Raw genomic sequence first — 24,695 nt, forward strand, 5'->3', positions numbered from 1 at the left:
GCAAATTACAATATCTTTCAAAAAGAAAACAAACTTATATAGAAAAGAATGTATTTTTGTACAAAATATAAATGATGAATACTATTTCAATTGCCATTCACGGTGGCGCAGGAACTTTAGTAAAAGGAATGATGACTTCTGAATTGGAAGCACAATACAAATTTGCGTTAAAAGAAGCGTTAGATGCAGGATATTCAGTTTTAGAAAATGGCGGAACTTCAGTTAATGCTGTTGAAAAAGCAGTTATTGTTTTAGAAGATTCTCATTTGTTTAATGCGGGAAAAGGAGCGGTTTTTACTGCGGATGAAACCCACGAAATGGATGCATCCATCATGGATGGAAAATCCTTAAATGCAGGTGCGGTTTCTTTAATTTCCGGAATTAAAAACCCAATTTCTCTCGCAAAAGATGTAATGGAAAAAAGCGAACATGTTTTTTTAGCTGGAGAAGGCGCAATGCAATTTGCAAAAATAAACAATTATACCATTGAAGAACCATCTTATTTTTATGATGAATTTCGTCATAATCAATGGTTAGAAATTAAAGATACTGATAGTTTTCAATTAGATCACGCAAAAAAGAAAGATTCTAAATTCGGAACAGTTGGTGCGGTTGCTTGTGATACAAATGGAAATATTGCTGCGGCAACATCAACAGGTGGAATGACCAATAAAAAATTTGGTAGAGTTGGAGATTCGCCAATGATTGGTGCAGGAAATTATGCGAACAATAAAACCTGCGCAATTTCTTGTACAGGAAGTGGTGAGTTTTTTATCCGTGGAGTTGTTGCGTATGATGTTGCGTGTTTAATGGAACATAAAAATTTATCTTTAGAAGAAGCATCCAACGAAGTAATCAATAAAAGAATTTTAGAAATTGGTGGCGATGGTGGTTTAATTGCTGTTGATACCAAAGGAAATATTGCTATGCCTTTTAACACAGAAGGAATGTATCGCGCAAGCAAATCATCCAGCGGAAAAGAGGAGGTTTCTATTTATAAATAAATTGTCAGTTCGAGTCAAATTCTGAGAGACGAAGAATTTAGTATTGAGAACTAAATAAAATCGGCTTCAATAGGTAAAACAGATACTTTTCTGTTTTTAATATCGTAATTATCTCCGTTTGATAGTACGTGAATTGTAAGATTTGCCATGGTCATTGGCGTTCCTTCATCAAGAATTTTTTCGTTGTTATGAGTTAATTTACTTCCGTCAAAAACAATTGCCATTCCAGAACCAATTACAGTACAATCTTTTCCGTTTTTAATAATCATTCCGGTATCTTCTGCGAGTCCAATTCCAATTAGATTAGGGAATTTAGCAACCGCTTCAGATTGTCTTCCAAAACGTCCGCGTCTAATAAAATGCGTATCAATAATTAATTCAGGAATTAAACCTAATCCTTTATACATAGTTACGGCACCTTTAATAAAAGCTTCAGTTGCGCTTCCGCCTGCAATCATTTCTGTTGCCATTGCCATTGCGCCAGCACTTGTACCTGCAATAACAAAACCTTCCTCGTTTTTATAACGATCTAATAAAATCTGATGAATGGTTGTTCCGCCAATTTTCTTAGTAATTTTTGATTGATTTCCGCCAGAAAACATCACACAATTAGCATTTTTTATTAATTCAATTGATGCTTCTTTTTCAGAATCCTCTTTACTTCTGATATCTAAAACTGCAATATTTTTACATCCTAATGTAGTAAAAGCTTCTAAATAATTTTCACCAACTTCTTTAGGAATGCTTGATGCAGTTGGTATAATTACAATATTTGCATCTTTTCCTCCAGCTTCTTCTACAACGTGAAATAAAATACCATCATCAATAAACTCGAGAGTGTACATTTCGTTTTTAGTATTCCCTTTATCTTCATTTCCACCAATCGGAATTAATGTCCCTTTTACCTGCTGCATAAAATTATTTTTTATCAGCGCAAAAATAAAGGATTTTTTTTCTTAAAAAATGTATATATTTATAAACTTTCAATAAATAATAAAAACCACAAATATGAAGATTAGAGAAATCAATGCAATGAGAGGACCAAACTATTGGTCTATTAGAAGACATAAATTAATCGTAATGGTATTAGATCTTGGAGAAATGGAAGAGAAACCATCTAATAAAATAGAAGGTTTTTCTGAACGATTAAAAACAATGTTTCCCTCAATGTATTCTCATAGGTGTTCAGAAGGATGTGAAGGTGGGTTTTTTATGCGTGTTGATGAAGGAACTTGGATGGGACATATCATAGAACATATCGCATTAGAAATTCAAACTTTGGCTGGAATGGATACAGGTTTTGGAAGAACGCGCGATTATGGAGAAAAAGGTGTTTACAATGTGGTTTTTTCTTATATGGAAGAAAATGTTGGAAGATATGCCGCCAAAGCTGCAGTTGAAATTTGTGAAGCATTAATTGCTGGAGAAGCATATGATTTAACTGATGATATTCAAGAAATGCGAGAGTTAAGAGAAAGCTCGCGTTTAGGACCAAGTACAGGTTCTATTGTAGAAGAAGCAGAGGCGAGAGGAATTCCTTGGATTAGATTGAATAAATATTCGTTGTGTCAATTAGGTTATGGCGCAAATCAAAAACGAATTCAAGCTACAGTTACTAGTGAAACAAGTAGTATTGGAGTAGAATTAGCCTGTGATAAAGAAGATACAAAATACTTGTTAGAACAAGCGGAGGTTGAAGTGCCAAAAGGAGATATTATTAGAAGAGAACGTAGTTTAGAAGATGCTTGCCGTTATGTTGGTTACCCTTTAGTGATAAAGCCAATTGATGGAAATCATGGAAGAGGAATTACGGTTGATATTCAAAATTATGAAGATGCGCTGCAAGCATTTCATCATGCTAAAGAAAGCTCTAAAAGTGGCGCAATCATTGTTGAAAAATTTATTGAAGGTGAAGATTTTAGGCTGTTAGTAATTAACAATAAATTAGTTGCTGCTGCAGTTAGAACACCAGCACATGTTATTGGAGATGGAAAATCTACCATTCAAGAATTGATTGATGAAGTAAATAAAGATCCACGACGTGGTTATGGTCATGAAAACGTGTTAACACAAATTACTGTAAATGAACTAACAAAAACCATAATTAAAGATGCTGGTTATACCTTAGATTCTATAATTTCAAAAGGAAAAAGACTCATTTTAAAAGATACTGCTAATTTAAGTACCGGAGGAACGGCAGAAGATGTTACAGATATTGTGCATCCAGCAAATGTGAGTATGGCAGAACGTATTTCTAAAATTATCGACTTAGATATTTGTGGAATCGATATTATGACAACAGATATTTCGAAGCCGCTTTCGGAAACTGGAGGTGCAGTTTTAGAAGTAAATGCGGGGCCAGGATTTAGAATGCATTTAGCACCAACAACTGGATTACCAAGAAATGTTGCTGCTCCGGTAATAGATAAATTATTCCCGCAAAAAGGCGATACAGGTCGCATTCCAATTATCGCAACATCAGGAACAAACGGAAAAACAACCACGACTCGTTTAATTGCACATATTGCAAAAATGAAAGGTTATCGCGTTGGTTATACAACCAGTGATGGCGTGTATATTCAAAATAGATTATTAATGACTGGCGATTGTACTGGCCCGGCAAGTGCAGAATTTGTATTGAAAGATCCAACGGTGAATTTTGCGGTTTTAGAATGCGCTCGTGGCGGATTATTAAGAGCTGGATTGGGTTTTAAAAAATGTGATGTTGCTGTTGTTACTAATGTTGCAGCAGATCATTTAGGGTTAAAAGGAATTCATACAATAGAGCAATTGGCAAAAGTAAAAGCAGTTGTTCCAGAAACAGTGTTGCCAGATGGTTACGCAATTTTAAATGCTGATGATGATTTGGTGTATGACATGAGGCGTAATGTTGAATGTAATGTTGCGTTGTTTTCTATGGATGAAAATAATCCACGAATAAAAGCATTGCAACGTTTAAACGGAATTACAGCTGTGTATGAAAATGGCTACGTTACAATTTGTAGAGGTGAATGGAAAATGCGCTTGATGAAAGCAGAAAACATTCCGTTAACGTATGGCGGAAAAGCAAAATTCATGATTCAGAATGTTTTGGCAGCAGTTTTGGCGGCACACGTTCAAGGAATTAGTATTGAAGATATGAAAGCAGCTTTAGAAACTTTTATTCCATCTGCTTCACAAACTCCTGGACGTTTAAATTTATTTAAGTTTAACAACTTTACCATTTTGTTAGATTATGCACATAATCCTGCAGGAATGAGAGCTTTACAAAAATTTACAGATGAATTAGACGCAACTATAAAAGTAGGAATCATCGCTGGAGTTGGAGATAGAAGAGAACAAGACACTAACGAAATAGGAAGCATTGCTGCAGAAATGTTTGATGAAATTATTATCAGACAAGACAAACGTTTGCGCGGAAGAACAGAAGAAGAATTGATTAAAATGTTGAATGATGGGATACAAATGAAAGATCCAAATAAAAAAACAACCATTATTCCATCAGAAAAAGAAGCAATTACTTATGCAGTTAAAAATGCAGTAAAAGGTTCACTTATTGTATTGTGTAGCGATGTAATTCCTGATGCTTTAGATTTGGTACAAGAATTTAAAGAGCTAGAAGCAAAAGGAGAATTGGTTTTTAATGATTAATTCTAAAAGAATTATAATTACTAAGCTGTTGTAAAATTGAAAAATGCTTGATAATCAGTAGATTTAATCAAAAATGTTATATTTGTAAACTAGCAAATAGATAACCAGTATGTTTTTCCCCCTAAAAACTTATAGATTATGACAAAATTTGGAGAGTTAATTAATGTAAAAAAACCAGTTTTAATAGATTTTTATTTTGATTGGAATGACGAGGAAAACAACTTAGATACATTAAAAGACGTTGCAGCAGCTTTAGGAGATAAAGCTAAAGTGATAAAAATAGACATAAAAAAGAACGAAATTCTTGCTGATACATTGCGTGTTAAAGGAAATCCAACTTTTATGATTTATAAAAATGGTGAAATGAAATGGCGTCAAACGGGTGAGCAAGATGCCAATACTTTAATTGGTTTGGTACAACAATATGTTTAAGCAATAGCTTTAAAAACAAATCCTTTTTCAGAATAATATTTCAAGACTTTTGGTAAAACATATTTTAGTTTTTCTGACGCTTTTACGCTGTCATGAAAAACAATTATACTTCCGTTTGTAGTGTTTTTTAATACATTTTCTAAGCATTTATTTTTACTTATTGAAGTATCGAAATCTGCACTTAAAACATCCCACATAATAATTTTAAAACCTAAGCTTCTTAATTTTTTTGCTTGACTTCTTTTTATTTTTCCATAAGGAGGACGAAATAATTTTGCATTGTTTTGAAGCTGCTTTTCTGCAAGCATAATATTTTCTATATATGCTTTTGTTTTTGTTTTGCTCCCTTTTGTATGATTATTAGTGTGATTACCAATTTGATGTTCTTCTTCTATAATTTGGTTGTATATTTCTGGTTCTTCAGCAACATTTTTTCCGATACAAAAAAAAGTAGCTTTTGCATTGTGTTTTCTTAATTCTGATAAAACAAACTCGGTTATTTCTGGAGTTGGACCATCATCAAAAGTGAGGTAAATTTCTTTTTTATCCGAAGAAAAATACCACGTATAATTCTTGAAAATCTGTTGAATTATACGTGGTGTTTTTGTTAGATACAATTTCATAATCTGACTTCTTATTCTTCCATTAAATGGTCAAATAACTTCATTGAATCCATAAAATCTTGTTGCAGTTTATTAACATAAGTGGTGTCTTTGTCACTGAAAGCAACTTGTTCAAGAATACCTCTTTTGTACATTAACAATTCGTTTTGAAGTTCATCAATAATTATATTGTTGTATTTTAAATCAAAAGTACTATACCAAAGTAGTTTTTGTTGTATTATTTTAATAAGAGTTTCTGCAGCCTTTCTAGCTTTTTCTGGTTTTCCAATTTGATAATATATTTCTGGATATCCTAAAGCAATACTATAATGATCAAACTCTTCAATTGGCATTTTATCTAAAGATAAATCTAGAATTTCTTCTGCTTTTTCAAAGTTATTTTCATCTGCAAAAGTTTCTGCTAAACGTAACATATTATTACGTAACGAAATTGCATTTTTACGCGTTTGCTCGTCAATATAAATTTTACCACTATTGATGTTTCTCCATTCTAATTTCTGAATATTGTTGTACATTTTTTCAGAATCGATTCTTCCCATATCAAACATAGTTCGCTCTCTAATTTTATTTCCAGCAGCATCAACTTCAACCATTGGTGTTCTAATAGGAACCAATTTAAAAGCCATTCCGTCTAACTGTAAATAATCTTTCAACCAAATATATTCTCCATCTTCATTTGCTCCACCTGTAAAGTAAATAGGTTGTTTCCAATCAAAATTAGCTAAGATGTCTAACATTAAAATCCTATTTTTAGATAAACCTCTTTCGTCAATAGTAATGTCGATAAAATCAACCATTTTATCTGCATCTTTTGCAGCAACAATTCCACTTTTTAAGGCGTTTTCTTTGTTAACAGGAATTCTAATTCTGTTTGTTGGATATGTTTTTAATCTGTCCTCTTCATTGATATAATAAGTAACATCATTATCGCTTTCTATCCATCTCATAAAATCTTTTATTCCGATAACAGAATCTTTAAATTGTGGATGCGGTAAATGATACGCAACATCTAAAGAACCAGTTTTGTATTTGTCATGCGATAATTGTGATGGTATCGGCGGCGCTTCATACGTTGCTCTTTTCATTTGATCGATATACCAATCTGTTGCAAATAAACTTGTGTTTACTAGCTTTATATCTCTTCGGATTCCTTCAACTTCTTGCATGTACCAAAGCGGAAACGTATCGTTATCACCGATAGTAAACATAATTGCATAAGGATCTGTAGATTCTAAATAAGCTTGTGCATTTAAACGCGTTGTAAATCGATTAGATCTATCGTGATCGTCCCAGTTTTCTGATGCCATTAAAGTAGGAACTGCCAATAATGAAATTACAGAAACTGCAATTGCAATGGTTTTTTTGTTTCCTAAATGTTTTAAATATTGATACAAGGCAAAAACTCCAAAACCAATCCAAATAGCGAAAATGTAAAAGGAGCCAACAATAGCATAATCTCGTTCTCTAACTTCAAATGATTTAGGATTTGTGTAAAAAATAACAGCAAAACCAGTGAAAGCGAAAAATAAAAATAAGGAATAGAAATTTTTCTTGTCAAATTTTATTTGATATAACAAACCAATAATTCCTAAGATTAGTGGAAGGAAATAATACTTGTTTCTTCCTTTATTTTCTTTGACATCGTCAGGTAAATTTTGTTGTGAACCTAATCTTGCTTCGTCAATAAAATCAATACCACTAATCCAATTCCCATTAAAAATATCTAATTGACCTTGTTTGTCATTTTGTTTTCCAACGAAATTCCACATAAAATAGCGACCATACATATAACCAAATTGAAAACTAAACATAAAATGAATGTTCTCAGAAAAAGTTGGTCTTCGTTTAGAATTTGCAGGAATACCAACAATTGCTTTGTAATTAGCCTCTCGATCTGGATCTACCATTCTTGGAATAAAACCTTTGTGTCTTGAAGAATAATTAGGTTCTGTGTTTTTGTATTTATTTACAATAACATATTTTTTGTTCTTTAAATCCTTTTCATATTTTGGTTTTCCATCTACATACGGATTCTTTTTATCTAAATCGTCTGTATTGTATTTTATAGAATAATACGTGTCGTAAAAAACATTGGCATCGCCATATTGCTCTCTATTATAATATGCTAATAATTCTCTTGCACTTGACGGATTATTCTCGTTAATTGTAGTGTTTGCGTTTGCTCTAATTGGCAACATCAACCACGATGAGAATCCCATCATAATAAATAATATTGATAAAATAAGCGTGTTTAAGTTTACTTTATTGTTTTTGCGAGTATATTTTATTCCAAAGTAAAACGCTGCAATTAGTATAATTGCGGCAATAATACTACCAGAATTAAAAGGTAATCCGATGGTGTTTACAAAAAATATTTCTGTTGAACTGAAAAACTGTAATGTGTAAGGGAATAAAAACTTAAAGACAAATGCTAAAATGATTACAGAAATTACCGTTGCAATTGCTGTAGTTTTTATGGTTATTGTATGATATGTTTTAAAGAAATACAACATTACAATTGCAGGAATTACCAATAATGATAAGATGTGCACTCCAAATGATAACCCAACAACAAAACTTATAAGTAACAACCATCTATTTCCTCTTGGTAAATGCATTTCATTTTCCCACTTTAAACCAAGCCAAAACAAAATTGCCATTAAGAATGATGACATTGCATATACTTCTCCTTCTACAGCGCTAAACCAAAAACTATCTGAAAAAGTATAAGCCAAAGCTCCAACAACTCCAGACCCAAGAATTGCAATCACACTAGATAAAGATGAATCACCTTCGTCTTTTGTCATTTTTTTAGCCAAATTGGTAATGGTCCAAAACATAAATAAGATGGTAAATGCGCTCGCTAAAGCAGACATAAAGTTTACCATTTTTGCAATTCCGTCTAATTCACTCGTAAACATTGCAAAAAATGCTCCTAACATTTGAAATAATGGCGCTCCTGGCGGATGACCAACTTCTAATTTTACAGCTGTAGAGATATATTCTCCACAGTCCCAAGCACTAACTGTTGGCTCTAATGTTAGTGTATAAGTTATTAAAGCAATAGCAAATACAACCCAACCAGTAATTGTATTCCATTTTTTATAAGAAGCTTGTGTCATCATCTAATTTAAATATATGTGGCGAATTTACTAATTTATAAGTAATTTTGAGTTGGTAAAACGTGGTAACTAGTATTTTACTGTAATAAAAATATGTTAAAAATAAAAAAACAAAGAAAATATTTGCAGTATTAAAAGTTTGAATTAAATTTGCAGCCGAAATTGGCCTATGGTGTAATTGGCAACACACCGGTTTTTGGTACCGACATTCAAGGTTCGAGTCCTTGTAGGCCAACAAAAAAACCTCACTTTTTAAAGTGAGGTTTTTGCTTTTTATGCTTTTTTGTATTCTAAATAAAGAAAGTAAATACGGGTTTTAAAGATTTTTTTGAAAGACTTTTACTAATACTTCTGTTAAAAAGTCTAAATAATCCGCTACTTTCATGAGTAGAAAGTGCAATTAAATCTGCATTTATTTCTTTAGAAAAGTTTAAGATTCCGTTTTCTATAGAATCATCGTCATATACATTAATAGAATGTTCTAAGTTTTGGTATGAGCTTAAAAAAGCTTCCATTTTTTGTTTTGCTTTTTTAGTGCTTTTAAAACGATTCATTGTATTAACATTTAATAAATGAATTTTGCTTTTAAACTTTTGTGAAAAATCTAATAAAACTTCAAAAGATTTTCTGTCTTCTTCATTAAAGTTTGATGTGAAAACTAACTCTTTAATATTAAATTCTTTTGGGTCGTTTTTAACAACTAAAACAGGAATGTTAGATTTCTTAACAACTCTTTTAATATTTGAGCCAATTATTAACTCATCAAAAATGCTCATTTCTTTAGATCCCATTAAAATAAGATCGGCATTTATTTTTGAGCTAAACTTCATAATGCCTTCAGAAGGTTTGTCAAAACGGATTGCGTACTTAACTTTTGTGTCAGAACTAAAAAAGTCTTTTTTTATTTTGATAATTTTCTCTTGAATCTTTTGAATGTAAAACATACTTTGAGGTATGCCAAAATTACTTCCAGACCCCATATCTACGTGGCCTTTTGGTAATTCTAATAAGTGTAAGAGATGTACTTCTATTTCTGTTTCATTTGCAATTTTCGAAGCTAATTTTATTGCATACTCAGACTGTACAGAAAAATCTATAGGAACTAGAATTTTTTTCATCTTTGAAAAATTTTGAAAAAGTTACAGGAGGTTTACAAATGTACAAAAAAATATTTAACTCTAAGCTATTTGGGTATTTATGAATAAGTTAGTATATTTGCAGCGAAAATAACGCAAAAGAAGAATGAAGGGGGCTATAAGCCCCTCTTTTTATACCAAAAATGGATAAAAAAAAAGTACAAGAATTATTAGAAGAAGCATTGGCAGAAAACCAATCTTTATATTTAATTGATTTGTCTTTTTTGCCAGGAAATAAAATTCAGATTATTATTGATGGTGATGAAGGAATTTCTTTAAGTGAGTGTATAAGAATAAATAGAAGTATTGAGAGTAATCTTGATAGAGAAGAAGAAGATTTTGCGTTAGAAGTTACTTCTCCAGATATTGCAGAACCATTAAAGGTTAAAAGACAATATGTTAAAAACCTTAATAGAATAATAACTGTTAAGTTAAATGATAAAAAGATTGAAGGAACTTTAATAGAGGTAAATAAAGAAAACATAGTGCTATCTTGGAAAGCAAGAGAACCAAAACCAATAGGTAAAGGAAAAGTTACTGTTAATAAAACAGAAAGGATTGCTTATCAAGATATAATTGAAGCAAAAGTGAAGATAATTTTTTAATAAAAGAGTTGAATGGAAAATATAGATTTAATTGATTCATTTTCAGAATTTAAAGATAATAAAAGTATAGACAGAGTAACATTAATGTCTATTTTAGAAGAAGTTTTTAGAGCTGCATTGAAACGTAAATTTGGATCAGATGATAATTTTGATATCATTATCAATCCAGATAAAGGAGATTTAGAAATTTGGAGAAATAGAGTTGTTGTTGCAGATGGAATGTCAGAAGATGACAATGAAGAAATCGAACTAACTGAAGCTAGAAAAATTGAGCCTGATTTTGAAATTGGCGAAGATGTATCTGAAGAAGTAAAATTAATTGATTTAGGAAGAAGAGCTATCTTAGCATTGCGTCAAAATCTAATTTCTAAAATTCAAGAACACGATAGTACAAACATCTTTAAGCAATTTAAAGATTTAGAAGGAGAAATTTATAGCGCAGAAGTACATCATATTCGTCATAATGCTGTAATTTTACTTGATGATGAAGGAAACGAATTGGTATTGCCAAAAAGTGAACAAATTCGTTCAGACTTTTTTAGAAAAGGAGATTCTGTAAGAGGAGTTATTAAAGCGGTAGAATTAAGAGGAACAAAACCTGCAATTATTTTATCAAGAACATCTCCAGAGTTTTTAGTGAAATTATTTGAACAAGAAATTCCAGAAGTTTTCGACGGTTTAATTACAATTGAAGGTGTTGCAAGAATTCCTGGTGAAAAAGCAAAAGTAGCTGTAGATTCTTATGATGATAGAATTGACCCAGTTGGAGCGTGTGTTGGAATGAAAGGATCTCGTATTCACGGTATTGTTCGTGAATTAGGAAATGAAAACATTGATGTAATCAATTACACAAAAAACGAACAATTATATATTGCTAGAGCATTAAGTCCAGCTAAAATTGTTTCAATGGAAATAAAACCAGCAGAAGAAGTTATAGATGGTAAAAAAGGACGTGTAAATGTATTCTTAAAACCAGAAGAAGTTTCTAAAGCTATTGGTAAAGGTGGTGTAAATATTAGATTAGCTAGTCAATTAACGGGTTACGAAATTGATGTGCAGAGAGAAGGAATAGAAGATGAAGATGTTGAATTAACAGAATTTGGTGATGAAATCGAAGGATGGGTAATTGACGAATTGAAAAAAATAGGATTAGATACTGCAAGAAGCGTCTTAGAAAAAGATGTTGCAGAATTATTGAAAAGAACTGACTTGGAAGAAGAAACAATCTTAGAAGTTCAAAAAATATTAAAAGACGAGTTTGAAGATTAATATTGTTTTATTAATCTTAAAATCATAAATTATTCTGAAAATATAACTATACTATGTATAAAGTGTATTTTCTTTAAAAGCAAAATAGTAAAAATATATGGCTGAAGGCAAAACAATGAGGCTTAATAAAGTTTTAAGAGAATTAAATATTTCTCTAGATAGAGCGGTAGAACATTTATCAAAAAATGGACACGAAATAGATGCGCGTCCAACTACTAAAATATCTGGTGAAGTATATCAAGTTTTACTTGATGGTTTTCAAACGGATAAAACTAAAAAAGCAGCCTCAAAAGAAGTAGGAGAGGAAAAAAGAAAAGAAAAAGAAGCCATAAGATTAGAGTTAGAAGCTAAACTAGAGAAAAAACGTTTAGAAGAAGAAGCTAAAAGAGAAGTTTTAAAAGCAAAAGCTGAAAAAGTTGAAGTTAAAACGGTTGGTAAGATTGATATTAATCCGCCTGTTGTTAAAAAGCAACCAAAACCAGAAGCGGAAAAACCTGTTGAAAAGAAAACAGAAAAGAAAGAACAACCAAAGGCAGTAGAAAAAGTTAAAGAAGAAAAGCCTGTTGTTAAAGAGGTTAAGGAAGTTAAAGAAGTAAAAAAAGAAGTAAAAAAAGAAGCAAAAGAAGATATTACTCCAATTGAAGAAGAAGTTACAGCAGAAAATGCAGAAAAACTTACTACACAATATAAAAAACTAGACGGACCAAGAATTACAGGTCAAAAAATTGACTTAAAGCAATTCGAGAAACCTAAAAAGAAGAAAACAGAAACGAAGCCAGCTCCTAAAAATGCTGCTGCAGATAAAAAGAAAAGAAAAAGAATTGTTAAGCCGGCAAATAATGCCAGAAACAACCCTGGAAGAGCTACTGGCGGAAACAATAGAGGCGGATTTAATAAAGGAAGAGGTTCAGCAAGGCCAGCTGTAAAAAAAGAAGAACCGACAGAAGCAGAAGTTCAAAAACAAGTGCGTGAAACGTTAGAGAGACTTCAAGGAAAATCTAACAAAGGTAAAGGAGCAAAATACCGTAGAGATAAAAGAGATCAACATAGACAACAGTCAGAGGTAGACCAAGAATTAGCTGCTGCAGAAAGTAAAATTTTAAAAGCAACAGAATTTGTTACAGTAAGTGAAATTGCAACCATGATGGATGTTCCTGTTACTGATATCATTTCGGCATGTATGTCTTTAGGAATGATGGTAACGATGAATCAGCGTTTAGACGCAGAAACATTAGTGATTGTTGCAGAAGAATTTAATTACAAGGTAGAATTTGTTGGAGCGGAAGTTGAAGAAGCTGTAGTTGAAGTTGAAGATAAACCAGAAGATTTAGAAACGCGTGCGCCAATTATTACAGTGATGGGTCACGTAGATCATGGTAAAACATCTTTATTAGATTATATTAGAAAAGCAAATGTTATTGAAGGAGAATCTGGAGGAATTACACAACATATTGGGGCGTATTCTGTAAAAGTTGGAGATCAAAAAATAGCATTTTTAGATACTCCTGGTCACGAAGCCTTTACGGCAATGCGTGCTCGTGGAGCTCAAGTTACAGATTTAGTAATTATTGTTGTTGCAGCAGATGATGATGTGATGCCGCAAACAAAAGAAGCAATTTCTCATGCGCAAGCAGCAGGAGTTCCAATTATTTTTGCAATTAATAAGATTGATAAACCAAATGCAAATCCAGATAATGTAAAAACACAATTATCTGCGATGAATTTATTAATTGAAGAATGGGGAGGAAATATTCAATCACAAGACATTTCTGCTAAAACCGGAGAAGGAATTCCTGAGTTATTAGAAAAAGTTTTATTAGAAGCAGAAGTATTAGAACTTAAAGCAAACCCTAATAAATTGGCAACTGGTGCAGTTGTTGAAGCTTTATTAGATAAAGGAAGAGGTTATGTGACTACAATTTTAGTGCAAGCCGGAACTTTAAAAATCGGAGATTACATGCTAGCTGGTAAAAACAGTGGTAAAGTAAAAGCCATGTTCGATGATAAAGGAAATAACTTGACAGAAGCAAAACCATCAACGCCAGTATCAATTTTAGGATTAGATGGAGCGCCACAAGCTGGAGACAAATTCAATATATTTGAAGATGAAAGAGAAGCAAAACAAATTGCATCTAAACGTTCTCAATTACAAAGAGAGCAATCTGTAAGAACGCAGAAAACACTTACGTTAGATGAAATTGGAAGAAGAATTGCTTTAGGAGACTTTAAAGAACTAAACATTATCTTAAAAGGAGATGTAGATGGTTCTGTTGAAGCATTAACAGATTCGTTCCAAAAATTATCTACAGATGAAATTCAAGTAAATATTATTCATAAAGGAGTTGGTGCCATTACAGAATCTGATGTTTTATTAGCATCAGCATCTGACGCAATTGTAATCGGATTTAACGTTCGTCCTCAAGTAAATGCCAGAATAATTGCAGATAAAGAAGAGGTTGATATTAGAAACTACTCAATTATTTATGACGCAATTAATGACCTTAAAGATGCCATGGAAGGAATGCTTTCTCCAGATATGAAGGAAGAAATCACAGGAAATGTTGAGATTAGAGAAGTGTATAAAATCTCTAAAGTTGGTAATATTGCAGGTTGTATGGTGGTGTCAGGTAAAATTTTAAGAAGCTCTTTAATTAGGATTATTAGAGATGGCATTGTGGTGCATTCAGGAACTTTAGAAGCATTAAAACGATTTAAAGATGATGTAAAAGAAGTTGCCAAAGGATATGATTGTGGTATTCAAATAAAAGGATACAATGATATTAAAATTGGAGATGTCATTGAAGCTTATCATGAAGTAGCCGTTAAGAAAAAATTGAAATAAAAATCAATTATAACCATAAAAAAAGGAGCGATTTTTCGCTCCTTTTTTGTTTTCAAATATTTTCTTTTATCTAGGAACAATAATTGCTGAAGGAAACTTTACTTTAATTTCATTCAAAAATTTATCAGCCTCTAATCTTGTTTTATAATCTCCAACCTGTACTTTCCACTCTGGAGATTCAAATAAAATGTATGTTTTAATTGTTGGTTGTTCTAATCTAAATTTACTTTGAGTTGTTTTAATTGCAGTTTCGAGTCCGCTTTCTAACTGAATTCTAAAGCCATAACCATTCTTTTTATTGTATTCAATCTTCTTTTTGATAAGAGATTTTACTTCATTACTTGTTGTTGTTTGTCCATTTACGCTTGTTAATCCAAGAATAAGAGTAAATAAAAAACTTACAAAAACTGATTTCATATTCATCATTTAAAAACTTTTTTACAAAAGTAACAACTTGTTTCATACAAGTTTAGTATTCATCTTTATTTAGAATCGATATAAATTATGAATTAACATTATATTAGCATTTCAAAATTTAGAGATAAATGCTACTTTTGTGGAGTTGTTCAAACATCTGTTGATTTAGGTTTTGAATTTAATATGGGCATCAAATTAGATAGAAAATTTATATTTTATAATATGAAAAGTGTGGAAAATCACAGTCAATTAACCAGATTACTACTAAAAAGTTTCACTTTCCTTTTATTTTTTTCAATGAGTTTTTCCTTGCAAGCGCAAGATGCAGTAGATGCAGAAAGACATCAGGAAGGTAGAAAATTGTTTAAATCATTATGTTCTGCGTGTCATAAACTTGATAAAAAGTTTATTGGGCCGGCTTTAGGTAAAATTGAAGAAGTAAGAGAGGCAGATTGGTTAAAATCTTGGATTAAAGATAATAATGCTTTAAGAGCTTCTGGAGATGCAGATGCGATAGCTATTTTTGATGAGTATAAAGGTTCTCCAATGACGCCTTTTCCTCAGTTAACTGATAAAAATATCGAAGATATTCTTTATTATACAACTGTTGGTGAGATTAAAAAAGAGACATCTGCTGGAGGTGATACTGTTGTTGCAGTTGAAAAAGAAGCTTCTCCGTGGTTAACTAGAATTTTAATTGCAATCATAATAGTTGGTATTTTAATTATATCAAGCTTATTAAAGGTTATTAGCGAATTAAAAGGAGCTCCAAAAACACCTGGTTTGGCTGCAAACATTCAGGATTTGTGGGTAGGGTTTAAAAGAAATACATTTTTACATGTATTACTTACAATCTTCTTAGCTTTAACAACAGCCTATGTTTTGTTTGGAACGTTGTTCCAAATTGGAGTAGATGAAGGATATCAACCAATTCAGCCAATTGCATTCTCACATACAATACATGCAGGAGATAATAAGATAGATTGTCAATACTGTCATTCATCTGCAAAACACAGTAAAACATCTGGAATTCCTTCAGTGAATGTTTGTATGAATTGTCATAAAAATATTTCTGAAGTAGCAGAAGATACTAAAATTGAATCTATGGGCTTTGGAAAAGCTGAGTTAGATGCAGAAATTCAAAAGTTATATAAAGCTGCTGGTTGGGATGCGGATAACTTAACTTACACTGGAGAAACTCAGCCTATTAAATGGGTAAGAGTACATAATTTGCCAGATTTCGCATATTTCAATCACTCACAACACGTAACAGTTGGTAACCAAAAATGTCAAACATGTCATGGCCCAGTAGAAACAATGGATGAAGTTTATCAATTCTCGCCATTAACAATGGGTTGGTGTTTAGATTGCCATAAAGAAACGAAAGTAGATTTAAAAGGAAATGCATATTACACTAAAATTCACGAAGAGCTATCTAAAAAGTATGGTGTTGAGAAAGTAACGGTAGCTCAATTAGGAGGAATGGAATGTGGTAAATGCCATTATTAAAGAATTAAAAATTAAAAGATTGAAAGAACGTTTTTTCAGTCTTTCAATCATTAAATAAATAAATAGATATACATGGCTTCAAACAAAAAATACTGGCAAAGTGTTGAGGAACTTAAAGAAGGTTCTATTGTTGAAACGCTAAGTAAAAATGAATTTGTAGAAGAAATTCCAACAGATGCATTTTTAGGAGATAAAGAAACATTAGAAGCGTCATCTACATCAAGAAGAGATTTCTTAAAATATGTAGGATTTACAACTGCAGCAGCATCTTTAGCTGCCTGTGAAGGTCCTGTTAGAAAATCGATTCCTTATGTAGTAAAACCAGATGACATTACTATTGGAGTTGCAGATTGGTACGCAACAACAATTGCAGATGGTTATGATTTCGCAAATATTTTGGTAAAAACTAGAGAAGGTCGTCCTATTTTAGTCATGCCAAACAAAGATGCAGGCGGAACAACAAATGCCCGTGTTCAAGCTTCTGTTTTATCTTTATATGATAACCAATTACGTTTAAAAGAGCCTCAAGATAGAGAGTCTTTTTTAACGTGGGACGATGCAAATACTCAAATTGCTAAAAAGCTAAATGAGTTAAAAACTGCAAATGAAGCTGTTGTTTTATTAACCGGAACATTAGCAAGTCCATCTACAGAAAAAATTATTTCAGAATTTACAACTGCATATCCAAATGTTAAACATGTTGTATATGATGCGGTTTCAGAATCAGGAGCTCTAGATGCTTTTGAAGCATTTTATGGAACACGTTCTTTACCAACTTATAATTTTGATACAGCCAAAGTTATTGTTTCTGTTGGAGCAGATTTCTTAGGAGATTGGCAAGGTGGTTATGGTAAAAGTTATGCAGCAGGTAGAAAACCTGCAGAAGGTAAGATGTCTCGTCATATTCAGTTTGAATCTAACATGACATTAACTGGAGCAAATTCAGACAAGAGAATTCTATTGAAACCATCTGAACAAGTTTTTGCGTTAATCAATTTATACAATCAAGTAACAGGATCTAATTTATCATCTAAATCAACACCAGTTGATGCAGAAATAAAGAATGCAGCTGATCAATTAAAGAAGGCTGGTAAAAACGGAGTTGTAGTTACTGGTTTAAATGATAAAAACGCTCAAATAATTGCAATGGCAATTAATATTGCATTACAAAGTGATGTAATGGATGCAGCAACAACAAATAATGTCAGAGAAGGAAACGATGCTGATGTTGCTCAATTAATTGCTGATATGAAATCAGGAAAAGTAAAAGGATTAATTACACATAATGTAAATCCAGTTTACTCTTTAGCAAACGGAAGTGAATTAACTGAGCAAATAGAAAAATTAAAATTATCTGTTGCACTATCTGAGCAATTTGATGAAACAGCAAGTGTAACTGAATTTGCATTACCAATGTCTCATTTCCTTGAGTCTTGGGGTGATGTTAGTACAACATCTGGAGTTTATAGTTTAGTTCAACCAACAATTCAACCATTATTTAATTCTCGTCAATTACAAGATGTATTATTAACATGGTCTGGAAACTCAACTTCTTATTACGATTATTTAAAAGCTTTTTGGGCCTCAAATATATTAGAAGGAAAATCTTGGAATCAAGCATTACATGATGGAACATTTAAAAAAGCTGTTTCTAGTTCGGTTTCTGCTAAATCTGTAAATATTGCAGCAGCAGCTTCTGGATTAAATAAAACAACAAAATCTTCTAGCATGGAGTTAAATTTGTTTACATCAATAGCTTTAGGTGATGGTAAGCAAGCAAACAATCCATGGCTACAAGAATTGCCAGACCCTTTAACAAGAGCTTCTTGGGATAATTATATTACTATGTCTCTGCCAGACGCTAGAGAATTAGGTTTCTCTAATCCTGTGCAAGATAATGGTGCTATTAACGGTCAATATGCAAATATTACTGTAAACGGAGTTACAGTTTCTAACATTCCAGTAATGGTTCAGCCAGGACAAGCAAAAGGTTCTGTTGGATTAGCTTTAGGATATGGAAGAACTCAGAATTTAAAAGATGCAATGGTAGTTGGAGTTAATGCTTACCCATTATACTTCAATTCAAATTATATTCAAACAGGTGTAACAATAGAAAAAACTAGTGGAACACATAAGTTTGCTTGTACACAAGTACAAAAAACAATTGCGGGAAGACATGACATTTTAAAACAAGCTACATTAAAAGAAGTAACTAGTAATGTAGATCCAAATCATACTTGGAATCAGAAAGCAAAAGTGTCTTTAAACCATAAAGAAATAGATGCAAATTCTGTTGATCTTTGGGATAAACACGATAGAAGTGTAGGGCATCATTTTAATTTATCAATCGACCTTACATCTTGTACAGGTTGTGGAGCCTGTGTGGTTGCGTGTCATGCAGAAAACAACGTTCCTGTTGTTGGTAAAAATGAAATGAGAGTTGGTAGAGATATGCACTGGTTGCGTATTGATAGATATTACTCTTCGGAAGTAGAAACAAGAGAAGAAGCAAAAGCACAAGGTTTAAGTGGTGGAAGTTTTTATAAAGCACTAGAAACCGTTGCAGAAAACCCAACTGTTGCTTTTCAGCCTATGATGTGTCAACACTGTAATCAAGCTCCTTGTGAAACTGTTTGTCCTGTTGCGGCAACTTCACATGGTCGTCAAGGTCAAAACCAAATGGCGTATAACCGTTGTGTTGGAACAAGATATTGTGCAAACAACTGTCCATATAGAGTTCGTCGTTTTAACTGGTTTAACTACAGTAACAACAAAGAATTCGACTTTAATATGAATGATGAATACGGTAAAATGGTGTTAAATCCAGATATCGTTGTGCGTTCTAGAGGAGTTATGGAAAAATGTTCTATGTGTATTCAAATGACGCAAGCTACTATCTTAAAAGCTAAAAACGAAGGTAGAAAGATAGACAAAGATGAATTTTCGACAGCATGTTCAACAGCTTGTACAACTGGAGCTATGGTATTTGGAGATGTTAATAATTCAGAAGATGAAATTACACAATTAATAGAGGATAAAAGAGCTTATCATGTGTTAGATTATATTGGTACAAAACCAAATGTAGTTTATCAAGTAAAAGTAAAAAATACAAACGAAGCGTAATTAAAATTTAAGATATAGAATATGTCTCATTACGAAGCACCTATAAGGGAACCATTAATATTAGGTAATAAAAGTTATCACGATATTACTGAAGATATTGCAAGACCTATCGAAGGAAAAGCAAATAAAAATTGGTACATCGCATTTTATATTTCTTTGGCAGCAATGCTTTGGGGATTTGGATGTATTTTCTACACGGTAGGAACAGGAATTGGAGTTTGGGGATTAAACAAGAACATTGGATGGGCTTGGGATATTACCAACTTTGTTTGGTGGGTTGGTATTGGTCACGCTGGTACATTAATCTCAGCAGTATTATTATTATTCCGTCAAAAATGGAGAATGGCAATTAATCGTTCTGCAGAAGCAATGACAATTTTTGCGGTTTTCCAAGCAGGATTGTTCCCAATTATTCACATGGGACGACCTTGGAATGGATATTGGACATTACCAATGCCAAACCAGTTTGGATCATTGTGGGTTAACTTTAACTCACCATTATTGTGGGATGTATTTGCAATATCAACTTATTTATCTGTATCATTAGTTTTCTGGTGGACAGGTTTATTACCAGATTTTGCAATGATTAGAGATAGAGCTGTAAAACCTTTTCAAAAGAAAATTTATTCATTATTGTCTTTTGGATGGTCTGGTAGAGCAAAAGATTGGCAACGTTTTGAAGAAGTATCATTAGTATTAGCAGGTTTAGCAACTCCATTAGTGCTTTCTGTACATACAATTGTATCGATGGATTTTGCAACTTCTATAAACCCTGGTTGGCACTCAACAATTTTCCCTCCTTATTTTGTGGCAGGAGCAATCTTTTCTGGATTTGCAATGGTACAAACCTTATTGGGAATAATGCGTAAAGTAACAAACTTAGAAAATTACATTACTCGTTTACATGTAGAGTATATGAATATTGTAATTATCTTAACAGGAGGAATTGTAGCTGTAGCTTATGCAACAGAATTTTTTATTGCATGGTACACAGGTTCTCCTTATGAAAATTACACTTATTTATCTGTAGGTGCAGCAACTGGACCTTATGCTTGGGCATTTTGGTCATTGATTATTTTCAATATATTAATACCACAATTATTGTGGATTAAGAAAGTAAGAAGAAGTTTTATTTGGTCTTTCATTATTTCTATTGCAATTAATATTGGAATGTGGTTTGAGCGTTTTGATATTATCGCAATTGTATTAAGTAAAGGACATTTACCATCAACTTGGTGGCGTTTTGAGCCAACATTTGTTGATGTAGGAATTTTTATTGGAACAATCGGGTTTTTCTTTGTATTGTTCTTATTGTATGCAAGAACTTTCCCAGTAATTGCACAAGCAGAGGTAAAAACAATCTTGAAATCATCAGGAGAGAATTATAAAAAATTAAGAGACGGAAATCATGAGTAACAAAGTTATACACGCATTTTATAATGATGATGAAGTTGTTCTTGACGCTGTTAAGAAAGTGAAAGCAGCACATCATCATATCGAAGAAGTATTTTGTCCTTTTCCGGTTCATGGACTAGACAAAGCAATGGGCTTAGCTCCAACACGTATTGCTATTGCATCTTTTATGTACGGGATTTTAGGATTATGTGTTGCAATTTGGATGACAGATTATATGATGATTCAAGATTGGCCACAAGATATTGGAGGTAAACCAAACTTTTCTTGGTGGTCAAATATGCCAGCTTTTGTGCCAATCTTATTTGAGTTAACTATTTTCTTTGCTGCTCACTTAATGGTAATTACTTTTTATATGAGAAGTAGAATTTGGCCATTTAAAGAAGCAGAGAACCCAGATCCAAGAACTACAGATGATCATTTTTTAATGGAAATTCCTGTTCATGATAATGAAGAAGAATTAACAACTCTATTAAAAGAAACAGGAGCTGTAGAAATAAATATAGTAGAAAAGCACTAATAAAGAGACGATGAAGAATTTTACAAAAATAATTTTCGCTTTAGTTACACTAGTAACAATTGCTTCTTGTGGAGACAAACGTACACCAAGTTTACAATATATGCCAGATATGTATGTTGCTGTTCCTTATGAGCCAAATGGAGCTATTGGATTAAACGACAACATTAATGGTTCTAATTTAAAACCAGTTGAAGGAACAGTAGCTAGAGGACAAGTGCCTTATGATTATCCTAATACAATTGAAGGATATAATGCTGCTTTAAATGAGTTAAAATCTCCATTAGAAGATACTGAAGAAAATATGGAAAATGGAAAAAAGATGTACGATATTTATTGTGCAACTTGCCATGGATCTAACGGAGATGGAAACGGTGTTTTAGTTCAAAGAGATAAGTTTAGTGGAATACCAAATTATAAAGATAGAGCTATTACAGCTGGAAGCACATATCATGTAATAATGTATGGTAGAGGAATTATGGGATCTCACTCATCTCAATTAACAGTAAAAGAACGTTGGCAAGTTGTTCACTATGTAGAAAAACTTAGAAACGATTTATTAAACTAAGTCTTTAAAAGAAAGAATTAAAAGATATGTATCAATTCTCAGGTAAATTAAAAACATTCTCAATTGCTTTAATGATTATTGGAGTATTGGGTGTTGGATATAGCTTTTTAACTGCACCAAAAACAGTTGAAGACGCTAAAGAAATCATAGCAAGTCAACATGATAGTCATGGAACTGTTGCAGCAACTCACGCTCCAGTAGATTCACACGACAACACAAAAACTGCAGAACAAGCAGAAGATGAGCATGCAGAACACGTTTTACACGCATTACAAAACAGACCTTGGGCTGCAAGTTATGTTGCATTGTTTTTCTTTTTAGGAATTTCATTAGTTGTATTGGCATTTTATGCAATACAAAGAGTGGCACAAGCAGGTTGGTCAATTGTTCTTTTTAGAGTGATGGAAGCAATTTCAGTAAACTTAGTTCCTGCAAGTATTTTAATGTTTGTAATAATTATGACTTCTGCAGGTCATTTAAATCATTTATTTGTTTGGATGGCTGATGGAACTGTAGATCCTGCAAGCCCTAACTATGATGCCATTGTAGCAGGTAAAAAATGGTGGTTAAATATTCCAGGTTGGACCATAAGAAGTGTTGTTTATTTATTAGGTTGGAATGTTTATAGGTTCTTATCTAGAAAATGGTCAATAGCAGAAGACACAGCCAATGATGGAAATAAAATTTATAAGAAAAATTATCATGCATCAGTTGTCTTTTTAGTATTCTTTATGATTACTGAATCTATGATGTCTTGGGATTGGATTATGGGATTAGATCCACACTGGTTTTCATCTTTATTTGGATGGTATGTTTTAGCTACTTTTTTAGTAAGTGCTTTAACAGTAATTGCATTTGTAACAATCTATTTACGATCTAAAGGTCATTTACCTTTTGTAAATGATAGTCACTTACACGATTTAGCTAAATACATGTTTGGATTTAGTGTGTTTTGGACATACTTATGGTTCTCACAATTTATGCTAATTTGGTATTCAGATATGTCTGAAGAAACTGTTTATTTTATCGCAAGATTTAATGACTATAAGTTACCGTTCTTATCAATGGTAGTTATGAACTTTGTATTCCCTGTATTGTTATTAATTAATAGTGACTATAAAAGCAAATCTTGGTTTGTTGTTATTGGAGGATTAGTAATATTAATTGGGCATTATTTAGATGTGTTTGTAATGATTATGCCAGCAACAGTTGGTGATCAATGGTTTATTGGAATTCCAGAATTAAGTGCATTAGCATTTTTTATTGGGCTCTTTATATTTGTTACTTTTAGTGCTTTTGCAAATGCGGCACCTTTAGCAAAAGGAAACCCATTTTTACATGAAAGTGAACATTTTCATTATTACAATATTGAACACGAAGGAGAAGAAAATCATCATTAATAATTAAATAATTAAGACAAAATAATATGCTAGCTTTATTTTATATTTTTATAGCTGTTGCAATAGGTGTAAGCTTTTGGCAAATCACTAGAATTCTAAATTTTAGATCGGTAATTGCTACAGACAAAGATAATGATACACAAGGAAAATTATTTCTTTGGTTTACAGCATTCTTATATGCAATGATGATTTACTGTTTAATCTTCATGAATGTATTAATGTTACCAGAATCTGCTTCAATAGAAGGAGAGCATGATGATAATTTATTCAACATTACTTTTATTTTAATTGGAATTGTTCAATTTATTATGCAATTCTTATTATTCTATTTTGCATATAAATACAGAGGAAAAGAAGGAAAGAAAGCATTGTTTTATGCAGATAGTCATAAATTAGAAGCAATTTGGACAATTACACCAGCAGTGGTTTTGGTAGTTTTAATTGGTTACGGATTATGGCAATGGAATAATATAATGGATTTATCAGATGCTGAAGATCCATTAATTATAGAAGTATATGCAAAACAGTTTCAATGGGAAGCACGTTATGCCGGTGAAGATAATGCACTAGGTAGAGGAAACGTAAACTACATTAAAGGTGTTAATACTATGGGTGTTGATATGACTGATTTAAATGCTCATGATGATAAAAAAGTTACAGAGTTACACCTACCTAAAGGACGTAAAGTAATTTTTAAATTCCGTTCTCAAGATGTATTACACTCAGCTTATATGCCACACTTTAGGGCACAAATGAACTGTGTTCCTGGAATGGTAACTGAGTTTGGATTTACACCTAAGTTTACTACAGAAGAAATGAGAGTACAATCTGAAGTTGTAGCTAAAACAGCAGACATTAATAAAATTAGAAAGGCAAAAGGCGAAGATCCTTATGAGTTTGATTTTGTGTTATTATGTAATAAAATTTGTGGAGCTTCACACTTTAATATGCAAATGAAAATTGTTGTAGTCGAAGAAGAAGAGTTCAATAAATGGTATGCAGAGCAACCAACATTAGCTGAAGTTATTAAATAAGATATTTTAAAGTAGATAATAAAAAATAAG

At 32.1% G+C, this 24,695-nt stretch carries 18 protein-coding genes and 1 tRNA gene; 14 read left to right on the forward strand and 5 right to left on the reverse strand.

Translation table 11 applies throughout. From position 1 onward, the window contains the following. Window positions 1–74: 74 nt before the first annotated feature. Window positions 75–1,004 (forward strand): isoaspartyl peptidase/L-asparaginase family protein, encoded by a 930-nt coding sequence (locus ABDX67_RS03100; protein WP_347173479.1) that lies wholly within the window; start codon window positions 75–77, stop codon window positions 1,002–1,004. 50 nt (window positions 1,005–1,054) lie between these two features. Here the strand turns inward: ABDX67_RS03100 and ABDX67_RS03105 are convergent, their stop codons facing one another. Then, entirely contained in the window at window positions 1,055–1,918 is an 864-nt protein-coding gene (locus tag ABDX67_RS03105; protein ID WP_347173481.1) for a cyanophycinase, read from the reverse strand. 94 nt (window positions 1,919–2,012) lie between these two features. On the opposite strand from ABDX67_RS03105, the gene cphA reads away from it, so the two are divergent. After that, window positions 2,013–4,655: a cyanophycin synthetase gene (cphA, locus tag ABDX67_RS03110; protein ID WP_347173482.1), complete on the forward strand. Its 2,643-nt coding sequence runs from the start codon at window positions 2,013–2,015 to the stop codon at window positions 4,653–4,655. 138 nt (window positions 4,656–4,793) lie between these two features. After that, window positions 4,794–5,087 carry a thioredoxin family protein gene (locus ABDX67_RS03115; RefSeq protein WP_301402527.1) on the forward strand — a complete coding sequence of 98 codons (294 nt, stop codon included), beginning with the start codon at window positions 4,794–4,796 and terminating at the stop codon, window positions 5,085–5,087. Here ABDX67_RS03115 and ABDX67_RS03120 read toward each other — a convergent pair. Then, window positions 5,084–5,710: a polysaccharide deacetylase family protein gene (locus ABDX67_RS03120; protein WP_347173483.1), complete on the reverse strand. Its 627-nt coding sequence runs from the start codon at window positions 5,708–5,710 to the stop codon at window positions 5,084–5,086. The genes ABDX67_RS03115 and ABDX67_RS03120 overlap by 4 nt on opposite strands. A gap of 11 nt (window positions 5,711–5,721) precedes the next feature. Then, window positions 5,722–8,835, reverse strand: coding sequence for a protein O-mannosyl-transferase family (locus ABDX67_RS03125; RefSeq protein WP_347173485.1), 3,114 nt, complete (start codon window positions 8,833–8,835; stop codon window positions 5,722–5,724). A gap of 160 nt (window positions 8,836–8,995) precedes the next feature. On the opposite strand from ABDX67_RS03125, the gene ABDX67_RS03130 reads away from it, so the two are divergent. After that, window positions 8,996–9,067, forward strand: a tRNA-Gln gene (locus ABDX67_RS03130). 55 nt (window positions 9,068–9,122) lie between these two features. Here ABDX67_RS03130 and ABDX67_RS03135 read toward each other — a convergent pair. Next, the gene (locus ABDX67_RS03135; protein ID WP_347173486.1) at window positions 9,123–9,950 is read right to left on the reverse strand and encodes a universal stress protein; all 828 of its coding nucleotides are present in this window, start codon (window positions 9,948–9,950) and stop codon (window positions 9,123–9,125) included. A gap of 161 nt (window positions 9,951–10,111) precedes the next feature. On the opposite strand from ABDX67_RS03135, the gene rimP reads away from it, so the two are divergent. The 3 genes from rimP to infB all read left to right on the forward strand — a co-directional run bounded on the left by rimP (window position 10,112) and on the right by infB (window position 14,684). Next, window positions 10,112–10,573, forward strand: coding sequence for a ribosome assembly cofactor RimP (gene rimP, locus ABDX67_RS03140; RefSeq protein ID WP_347173488.1), 462 nt, complete (start codon window positions 10,112–10,114; stop codon window positions 10,571–10,573). A gap of 12 nt (window positions 10,574–10,585) precedes the next feature. After that, window positions 10,586–11,842 (forward strand): transcription termination factor NusA, encoded by a 1,257-nt coding sequence (gene nusA / locus ABDX67_RS03145; RefSeq protein ID WP_347173489.1) that lies wholly within the window; start codon window positions 10,586–10,588, stop codon window positions 11,840–11,842. A 97-nt stretch (window positions 11,843–11,939) separates the two neighbouring features. Continuing rightward, window positions 11,940–14,684, forward strand: a complete 2,745-nt coding sequence (gene infB / locus ABDX67_RS03150; RefSeq protein WP_347173490.1) for a translation initiation factor IF-2 — start codon at window positions 11,940–11,942, stop codon at window positions 14,682–14,684. Window positions 14,685–14,750: 66 nt separating this feature from the next. Here the strand turns inward: infB and ABDX67_RS03155 are convergent, their stop codons facing one another. Further along, window positions 14,751–15,101, reverse strand: a complete 351-nt coding sequence (locus ABDX67_RS03155) for an SPOR domain-containing protein (protein WP_347173491.1) — start codon at window positions 15,099–15,101, stop codon at window positions 14,751–14,753. Window positions 15,102–15,323: 222 nt separating this feature from the next. Between ABDX67_RS03155 and ABDX67_RS03160 the strand changes: the two genes are divergently transcribed. The 7 genes from ABDX67_RS03160 to ABDX67_RS03190 all read left to right on the forward strand — a co-directional run bounded on the left by ABDX67_RS03160 (window position 15,324) and on the right by ABDX67_RS03190 (window position 24,665). Continuing rightward, window positions 15,324–16,610 carry a c-type cytochrome gene (locus ABDX67_RS03160; protein ID WP_347173722.1) on the forward strand — a complete coding sequence of 429 codons (1,287 nt, stop codon included), beginning with the start codon at window positions 15,324–15,326 and terminating at the stop codon, window positions 16,608–16,610. A gap of 72 nt (window positions 16,611–16,682) precedes the next feature. Continuing rightward, window positions 16,683–19,733, forward strand: a complete 3,051-nt coding sequence (locus ABDX67_RS03165) for a TAT-variant-translocated molybdopterin oxidoreductase (protein WP_347173492.1) — start codon at window positions 16,683–16,685, stop codon at window positions 19,731–19,733. 21 nt (window positions 19,734–19,754) lie between these two features. Continuing rightward, window positions 19,755–21,149: an NrfD/PsrC family molybdoenzyme membrane anchor subunit gene (nrfD, locus tag ABDX67_RS03170; protein ID WP_347173494.1), complete on the forward strand. Its 1,395-nt coding sequence runs from the start codon at window positions 19,755–19,757 to the stop codon at window positions 21,147–21,149. Next, window positions 21,142–21,666: a DUF3341 domain-containing protein gene (locus ABDX67_RS03175; RefSeq protein WP_430438035.1), complete on the forward strand. Its 525-nt coding sequence runs from the start codon at window positions 21,142–21,144 to the stop codon at window positions 21,664–21,666. The genes nrfD and ABDX67_RS03175 overlap by 8 nt, the downstream gene beginning before the upstream one ends. A 10-nt stretch (window positions 21,667–21,676) precedes the next feature. Next, on the forward strand, window positions 21,677–22,231 hold the full coding sequence (locus ABDX67_RS03180) for a c-type cytochrome (RefSeq protein ID WP_347173496.1): 555 nt from the start codon (window positions 21,677–21,679) through the stop codon (window positions 22,229–22,231). Between the two features lie 26 nt (window positions 22,232–22,257). Then, a complete protein-coding gene (locus ABDX67_RS03185; RefSeq protein WP_347173498.1) occupies window positions 22,258–23,631 on the forward strand; it encodes a quinol:cytochrome C oxidoreductase in 1,374 nt (457 codons plus the stop codon). 26 nt (window positions 23,632–23,657) lie between these two features. Next, a complete protein-coding gene (locus ABDX67_RS03190) occupies window positions 23,658–24,665 on the forward strand; it encodes a cytochrome c oxidase subunit II (RefSeq protein WP_347173499.1) in 1,008 nt (335 codons plus the stop codon). The last annotated feature ends 30 nt before the right edge of the window (window positions 24,666–24,695 follow it).

It is taken from the genome of Polaribacter uvawellassae (assembly GCF_039748955.1).
Classification (GTDB): domain Bacteria; phylum Bacteroidota; class Bacteroidia; order Flavobacteriales; family Flavobacteriaceae; genus Polaribacter; species Polaribacter uvawellassae.

Bases quoted from the DNA above. Each gene is read 5' to 3' on its own strand.
- ABDX67_RS03100 (WP_347173479.1), top strand. From the start codon at position 75: ATGAATACTATTTCAATTGCCATTCACGGTGGCGCAGGAACTTTAGTA.
- ABDX67_RS03105 (WP_347173481.1), bottom strand. From the start codon at position 1,918: ATGCAGCAGGTAAAAGGGACATTAATTCCGATTGGTGGAAATGAAGAT.
- cphA (WP_347173482.1), top strand. From the start codon at position 2,013: ATGAAGATTAGAGAAATCAATGCAATGAGAGGACCAAACTATTGGTCT.
- ABDX67_RS03115 (WP_301402527.1), top strand. From the start codon at position 4,794: ATGACAAAATTTGGAGAGTTAATTAATGTAAAAAAACCAGTTTTAATA.
- ABDX67_RS03120 (WP_347173483.1), bottom strand. From the start codon at position 5,710: ATGAAATTGTATCTAACAAAAACACCACGTATAATTCAACAGATTTTC.
- ABDX67_RS03125 (WP_347173485.1), bottom strand. From the start codon at position 8,835: ATGATGACACAAGCTTCTTATAAAAAATGGAATACAATTACTGGTTGG.
- ABDX67_RS03135 (WP_347173486.1), bottom strand. From the start codon at position 9,950: ATGAAAAAAATTCTAGTTCCTATAGATTTTTCTGTACAGTCTGAGTAT.
- rimP (WP_347173488.1), top strand. From the start codon at position 10,112: ATGGATAAAAAAAAAGTACAAGAATTATTAGAAGAAGCATTGGCAGAA.
- nusA (WP_347173489.1), top strand. From the start codon at position 10,586: ATGGAAAATATAGATTTAATTGATTCATTTTCAGAATTTAAAGATAAT.
- infB (WP_347173490.1), top strand. From the start codon at position 11,940: ATGGCTGAAGGCAAAACAATGAGGCTTAATAAAGTTTTAAGAGAATTA.
- ABDX67_RS03155 (WP_347173491.1), bottom strand. From the start codon at position 15,101: ATGAAATCAGTTTTTGTAAGTTTTTTATTTACTCTTATTCTTGGATTA.
- ABDX67_RS03160 (WP_347173722.1), top strand. From the start codon at position 15,324: ATGAAAAGTGTGGAAAATCACAGTCAATTAACCAGATTACTACTAAAA.
- ABDX67_RS03165 (WP_347173492.1), top strand. From the start codon at position 16,683: ATGGCTTCAAACAAAAAATACTGGCAAAGTGTTGAGGAACTTAAAGAA.
- nrfD (WP_347173494.1), top strand. From the start codon at position 19,755: ATGTCTCATTACGAAGCACCTATAAGGGAACCATTAATATTAGGTAAT.
- ABDX67_RS03175 (WP_430438035.1), top strand. From the start codon at position 21,142: ATGAGTAACAAAGTTATACACGCATTTTATAATGATGATGAAGTTGTT.
- ABDX67_RS03180 (WP_347173496.1), top strand. From the start codon at position 21,677: ATGAAGAATTTTACAAAAATAATTTTCGCTTTAGTTACACTAGTAACA.
- ABDX67_RS03185 (WP_347173498.1), top strand. From the start codon at position 22,258: ATGTATCAATTCTCAGGTAAATTAAAAACATTCTCAATTGCTTTAATG.
- ABDX67_RS03190 (WP_347173499.1), top strand. From the start codon at position 23,658: ATGCTAGCTTTATTTTATATTTTTATAGCTGTTGCAATAGGTGTAAGC.